5 protein-coding genes are annotated in these 4,514 nt (G+C 64.0%); all 5 read left to right on the forward strand.

The genetic code is table 11. The features are described from left to right. Nucleotides 1-275 precede the first annotated feature (275 nt). Nucleotides 276-554, forward strand: a complete 279-nt coding sequence (locus VMR39_RS21455) for a hypothetical protein (protein ID WP_325418910.1) — start codon at nt 276-278, stop codon at nt 552-554. A gap of 493 nt (nt 555-1,047) precedes the next feature. After that, entirely contained in the window at nt 1,048-1,338 is a 291-nt protein-coding gene (locus VMR39_RS21460; protein ID WP_059400105.1) for a hypothetical protein, read from the forward strand. A gap of 293 nt (nt 1,339-1,631) precedes the next feature. Continuing rightward, the gene (locus tag VMR39_RS21465; protein ID WP_325418915.1) at nt 1,632-2,318 is read left to right on the forward strand and encodes an NAD-dependent formate dehydrogenase; all 687 of its coding nucleotides are present in this window, start codon (nt 1,632-1,634) and stop codon (nt 2,316-2,318) included. After that, the gene (locus VMR39_RS30630) at nt 2,206-2,748 is read left to right on the forward strand and encodes an HPP family protein (RefSeq protein WP_082136729.1); all 543 of its coding nucleotides are present in this window, start codon (nt 2,206-2,208) and stop codon (nt 2,746-2,748) included. The genes VMR39_RS21465 and VMR39_RS30630 overlap by 113 nt, the downstream gene beginning before the upstream one ends. Nucleotides 2,749-2,931: 183 nt before the next feature. Then, a complete protein-coding gene (locus VMR39_RS21475; protein ID WP_325418919.1) occupies nt 2,932-4,350 on the forward strand; it encodes an MFS transporter in 1,419 nt (472 codons plus the stop codon). Nucleotides 4,351-4,514 lie beyond the last annotated feature (164 nt).

Here is a 4,514-nt window from a genome sequence, read left to right on the forward strand (position 1 = left end):
GGGAGCCTTCATAGTCCCGCCGAAGCGTCCCGCTTCAACCCCCGGGGCCGGCCCGGACCACGCCGACTTTCAAACGAATCGGCGCACACTCTGAACTTTGCTTGGATGGCAACCTAAACGAGTTCAGAGAGGAATGGGCCCGACATGAGCATTCCTGTGGACCTACCGTCGTTGGACGACGTCATGGCCCGATACGCGTTTGCGTACCTGATGACACGCGCGGAGGCGGTCCGCCGCACGCGGTTGCAGTCGTTCCCGGTTTCCGGGACGGTCTGTTGGTGCTCGACGAAGTCGGGCGCCGCACGCGAGCGAATCTGGTTGCACAGCCCGAGGTGGCGTTGGTCTGGCCGCCGACCTCGATCGCGGAGTACTCATTGATCGTCGATGGGCGTGCGGCGGTCGACGAAGACCGCGTCTGGATCGCGCCGAGCCGCGCCGTTCTGCACCGGCCAGCGCATCGTTCATCCCCCGCCGAGCCCGGGGTGTGCGCCTCTGATTGCCTGGAACTGCCACTGGCCACTGCACTGTCCCGCTCGCGGCCTCCTTCGACGTAGCCCCCTTCCCCATCAATCGGCCCGCGCGACCGCCTGCGGCCCCCGCCGCGCAGCAAGCGGAACGGCGGCAGGCCTGCAATCAGCCGTCGGCCTCACGCGGTGGTCCCAAGGCGAGGGGCCAAGTACCGTGACGCGTCGGTAGCCTGTGCGGGAGCGAAGGTGTCATGGAATCGAGCCACCGTGAATGCATTCCGAGAAAGGCTCGGGCACGACCGCCGCAACTGCGACCGGGCGGGCATCCCCTTGCCGCATTCGCCACCGGCAACCGGCCGGCATGCCGGCCGATTGCCAACGGCGCTTCGCCAGGATGGCCCGCAGTGCTTGGCGCAGCCTCCACACTGGAGGTTCACCGCACTTCCGCGTAGGAAGCCCCCGGACTCGTCCGGGCGTCGCAGTCGTCACCTGCCCGGCGCGGGCTCATCCCGCCAGTCCTTTTTCCCTTGGGAGCACCGTCTCCCAGAGAACGGTGTTCCCTCAACCACAGGAGAACACCATGAATACGTCATCCCCCGACCGCCCTGATCCGGTCTCGCTCAGGCCCTCCGTCAACCTGGAGGCGCTGCTCGGCGACAGCGAAGCCCAGCTTGTCTATGAAGCGCTGCACCGGCTGCGCGAGATCAAGGTCGAAGCCCTGAGCGTGGTTCAGGCCGAAGGCATACGCCCGAACGGCCGCGGCTTTGAGCCCTGGGATTTCGGTATCCCGCAGATCGACCGGCTGCTGGCCCGCTTCGGTGCCGAGCCCGCCCAGCCGCAAGTCGAATCCTCACCGGCGCGGGACCACTGACATGGGACCGACGCCCTACCAGTACCTGCCCCTGTGGGCCAAGGTCTCGATCGAACGTCTCGACGCCGATGCGCAACTGCGCAGCGAAGCCATGCTCGACGAACTCCTCAGCGGCGACGCGCGCTCCTATGGCGATTTGATGGACGAACAGACCCGCGAGTCGGCTCGACACATCTGCCGCCGCCGCTTCGTGGGTTCGTACACCCAACCGGCACTGCTCGAGCCCGTGCCGCCCGGGACCTTGCGCCTGGTGCGGCTCGCAAAGGAAGGCGCATTGAGCCCCGGCGACCGGATTGCCACGCAGCGCCTGGAACATCGCCGACTGCGTGGCCCGCTCGTACGACCTCGAAGGCATGCAGGTCGGCACCGTGGCGGCCGGCCGCATCGGGCTGCGGGTTCTGAGGCTGCTCAAACCCTTCGACGTGAAGCTGCACTATCTGGACCGGCACCGTCTGCCCGAGGCCGTGGAGAAGGAACTGAACCTGACCCACCACACGAGCCTGGAAAGCCTGGCCAAGGTGTGCGACGTCGTCACGCTGAATTGCCCGCTGCATCCCGAGACCGAGCACATGGTCAACGCGCAGTCGCTGAAGAACTTCAAGCGTGGCGCCTACCTGATCAACACCGCACGCGGCAAGCTTTGCGACCGCGATGCGATCGCCGCCGCACTCGAAAGCGGCCAGTTGGCGGGCTACGCGGGCGACGTGTGGTTCCCGCAGCCGGCGCCGGCCGACCACCCCTGGCGTACCATGCCCCACCACGGCATGACACCGCACATCTCGGGCACCAGCCTGTCGGCCCAGGCGCGCTATGCGGCTGGCACGCGCGAGATCCTGGAGTGCTACTTCGAGAACCGGCCGATCCGCGATGAATACCTCATCGTGCAGGGTGGCAAGCTGGCCGGTGTGGGTGCCCATTCGTACAGCGCAGGCAACGCCACGAAGGGTTCGGAAGAAGCCGCCCGCTTCGGCAGCAAGTAAGCCAGCCGTGTCCGCATCGCCCCCAGGGACCGTTCAAGCGGGCAGCTCTCGACGCTGTGGGGTCGCCGACACCTTGCTCGCGGGCCTGGGGGCCTTCATGGCCCTGTCCGCCGTCGGCGCGCTGGCCGCGCTGACCGGGAAAGCCTGGGTGCTCGGCTCACTCGGCGCCACCTGCGTGCTGTTGTTCGGCTTCCCCGCGGCCCCTTTCTCGCGGCCCCGCAACGTCTTCGGTGGCCACATGCTGTCGTCGGCCATCGGCCTAGCCTTCCTGCACGCGCTGAGACAAGGCTGGGCAGCCATGGCCGCAGCCGGCGCCTGCGCGCTGATGCTGCTCACCGACACCATCCATCCGCCAGCTGGTAGCAACCCGGGTGATCGTCTACCTCTGCCAAGCCGGCGGCAAGCCCCGAGCCATCCGATCGTGCTGTAGTCCAAGAGCGTGACCATCTCAAAGACCCTGCGCGCACTGTCGATCATCACCAGCAGTCCCCGTGGACTAGCCCCTGTCCAGTCATACATCGAGGGCTAAAGCACTAGGGTCGTCCCTAGTGCGATCTCACAAGGATACTTGTAGTATATCAGTTGCCCATCAGATGTATAGATAGACAATTTCATGAGTACTGTCGCCAGCAAGATACCCTCCGGCTCGATACCGACGGTAGCGGCCACCGCGAATTCCCGCGCGACCATCGGCAGCCGCCTAGAGCGGCTGCCGATGACGGGTTATCAGCGCCGCCTGTTTGCCATCATCGCCACTGCCTGGTTCTTCGATTCGATGGACCTCGGCATCATGACCTTCGTTCTTGGTTCGATTAAAACGGAGTTTGGCCTCACGGCCATGCAAACGGGCCTTCTGGCAAGTTCGAGCTTTTTGGGTATGTTCCTGGGAGCTGCGACGGCAGGAATGCTGGCCGATAAGTTTGGACGAAAGCCGGTCTTTCAACTTAGCATGATCTTCTGGGGCGTCGGCAGCCTAATGTGTGGTCTCTCGCATAGCGCCAACGAACTGATGGCATATCGCGTCTTGCTTGGATTTGGAATGGGGATGGAATTTCCCATTGGTCTGGCGATGGTTTCTGAGATCGTTCCCGCGAAGAGCCGGGGCAGGTATGTTGCGATCCTCGAAGGGTTCTGGCCCATCGGCTTCATTGCAGCAGGGGTGGCGGCCTATTTCTTTTTGCCGGTCATTGGATGGCGTGGCATCTTTATCGCCCTCGCTGTTCCGTCCGTCTTCGTCTTTGTTGTTCGACGCAACATCCCGGAGTCTCCCCGGTGGCTTGAAGACGCGGGCCGGCACGATGTCGCGGACACCGTCATGAGTGGCTTCGAACAAAAGGTGCTTCGTGCGTCCGGAATGAAGTCTCTGCCCGCGGTGCAGCCGGGCATGGCATCAGAGAGCGCGGTCGGTCGCGGCGCTGCGTTCGCGGAACTCTGGAAAGGCGTTTACGCAAAACGCACAGCCATGTTGTGGGCTTTGTGGCTGTTTGCTTTGCTTGGGTATTACGGGCTGACGACTTGGTTGGGTGCCTTGCTTCAACAAGCCGGGTATGAAGTGACCAAGTCAGTTCTCTATACAGTCTACATTTCTGTTGCAGGCATTCCAGGCTTCATCTTCTCCGCATGGCTCTTGGAGAAATGGGGGCGCAAGCCGACCTGCGTCCTTATGCTCGTCGGAAGTGCGGCCGCAGCATACATGTACGGACAAGCTGCCGCGACTCAGGCCCCGATTGCCCAGTTGATTTCTGCCGGTCTGTGCATGCAGTTCTTCATGTTCGGCATGTGGTCGGTTCTTTACGCGTACACGCCTGAGTTGTATCCAACGCGATCTCGTGCAACTGGCGCGGGCTTCGCATCCTCCATCGGTCGCATCGGCTCACTCATTGGGCCTTACATCGTCGGCATCGTCTTGCCGGTCGCCGGACAGGCGGGTGTCTTTTCCCTTGGCGCTGCATGCTTCGTCGCGGCAGCCATCGTGGTGGTGCTGTTCGGCATTGAGACCAAGGGGCAGTCGCTGGAGCAGCTTTCTCACTAATTGCAATGGAAGGCGGGCGCGTGCGCTGGACGGACGATGGAGGCGGGACGCTGTGGCTGCGCTTGCGTGGCGCGGTCGCGGCGGTAGAGACGGCGTGCGGCCATCTGGGCGGCGAGCGCGTCGACCCTGCAGCCGCCGCCGACGATTGGCAGGCCTGCCGTGAC

This window comes from Sphingobium sp. (assembly GCF_035511395.1).
GTDB lineage: Bacteria > Pseudomonadota > Alphaproteobacteria > Sphingomonadales > Sphingomonadaceae > Sphingobium.

Excerpts from the sequence above, each read along its gene's own strand:
- VMR39_RS21475 (WP_325418919.1), top strand. The coding sequence starts at position 2,932 with ATGAGTACTGTCGCCAGCAAGATACCCTCCGGCTCGATACCGACGGTA.
- VMR39_RS30630 (WP_082136729.1), top strand. The coding sequence starts at position 2,206 with ATGAATACCTCATCGTGCAGGGTGGCAAGCTGGCCGGTGTGGGTGCCC.
- VMR39_RS21460 (WP_059400105.1), top strand. The coding sequence starts at position 1,048 with ATGAATACGTCATCCCCCGACCGCCCTGATCCGGTCTCGCTCAGGCCC.